General features: G+C 37.9%; 1 protein-coding gene. It reads right to left on the bottom strand.

All coding sequences use genetic code 11. From position 1 onward, the window contains the following. Positions 1-845: 845 nt before the first annotated feature. Positions 846-1,394, bottom strand: coding sequence for a hypothetical protein (locus tag J7J01_05410; GenBank protein MCD6210315.1), 549 nt, complete (start codon positions 1,392-1,394; stop codon positions 846-848). Between the last annotated feature and the right edge of the window lie 235 nt (positions 1,395-1,629).

Below are 1,629 nucleotides of genomic sequence, written 5' to 3' on the forward strand. Positions count from 1 at the left end.
GTCGCAGGCGAGCGTGACCTGATAATAGGCGGCTATTACGGCAGGTAGATCAAAGTTTGGTAAATAGGACAAAAAGGTTTTATGGGGATTCCTCCCCATATTTTTATATTTTTTATTGATTTACAGATTTATTTATTCTTCATGGCTTTAATTACGCATACTCATAAAGAGGGAATATGCAAGAGATTGCTCGGGTATGATAAAGATATATTAGAGGTGCAAAGGAGGACATGGAAACGGCAAAAGTGGCTGAAGACGCAGATGACAAGGATAGGAGAATAAGAACTGCTTTTAATAGTTTATTCCACGCAGCGAGGATTGCAGCGATGAGTTATCTGGCAACCGAGAATGCGGGGTAGGGCAGCATAAAGAAGAGATTGCTCAGCTTTATAGAGCCGAATTCGAGGAGTTAATTAACACGTTACACATTGATTATTTCTACAATCATAATTATCCAGCAAATTACGGAGAGGAGTTTGGGAAGTGGTATGGAAGGGTAGAGGATTTCGTCAAGAGATTGGCAAAAGAAACCCGGGAGATGGGAGAGTAGAAGCCTGCATTTGAAGGAACAAACAAGGGAAAATAATCATAATCTTTTTTAAGCTCTCAAATATTGCATCAATCTCCCTTAGAAAACTCTCAGCGCCATGAGCACAATGATAGTCAAATTGAATATGAAGAGGGAATAAGGTCGAAGTTCCTGAGAGATACAACTTCCGTCATTTCAGCTACTCCCAAACTTTATCTCAAACACGTCATGCATTTCCTCTTCAAAGAACTTCCAGAAAGAAATAAAAAAAAATTCGGCACCTATCTTTGCAATTTATTGGAAGAATGACTTTACTTTAGTACTCCTGTGCCAAAATCTTTTCTATCGCCTCTTCTATTGCATCTTCCACAACCCTCATATCCACACTTATCATGCTATGATTATGCATGGAGTTTATCTCCTCTATTATTCGAAAAAGGATAAGAACGGCAAGACTCAATTTATTGAGTTCATTTATGAGTACGTGGAAGTTCTCTTTCACTTTTGCATTCTCCATCTTCATGGCTTTCTTCGATAGTAGCTCAATCATTGGTTTTATTATCTCATCGAGAAAACGCTTCATGAACTTACCAAAGCCGTCAGTTAGAGATGTATTAACGGAATAATGAGTTTCACCCCCCACGTTGGTCAGCTTAATCAAATTTGCCTTTCTCAAATTTTGTAAGCTTATTCTAACCAGTCCACTACTGTACCCTGTGCCTTCCTCTATCTCGCGTTGCTTTACGGGGCATGATTTCAAGAGCATACAGCCCCAAACACGTATCGCCGATTCTTCCAAATCCCATCGCTTTCCTATCCTCGCTAATGAATCCAATACTTCCTGTTTTATTACTTCCTTATTCATTTTTCCATCATATATTCTATTTTTTTATTTAAAAATATTTAAGAAACATACTATTTCTTGAAAAATTATAAAATCCATAATAGTAAGTTTATGATACAGTTTATAATAGAAAGATAAAAATAAAGAAATGGGGAAACAACTCCCCACAACCTTTCACAACTTTTTGTCGTATTTATCAGGCTTTGATCTACCTGCCGTAATAGCCGCCTATTATCAGGTCACGCTCGCCTGCGAC

Source organism: Methanophagales archaeon (assembly GCA_021159465.1).
In the GTDB taxonomy this organism is placed as follows: Archaea; Halobacteriota; Syntropharchaeia; order Alkanophagales; family Methanospirareceae; genus G60ANME1.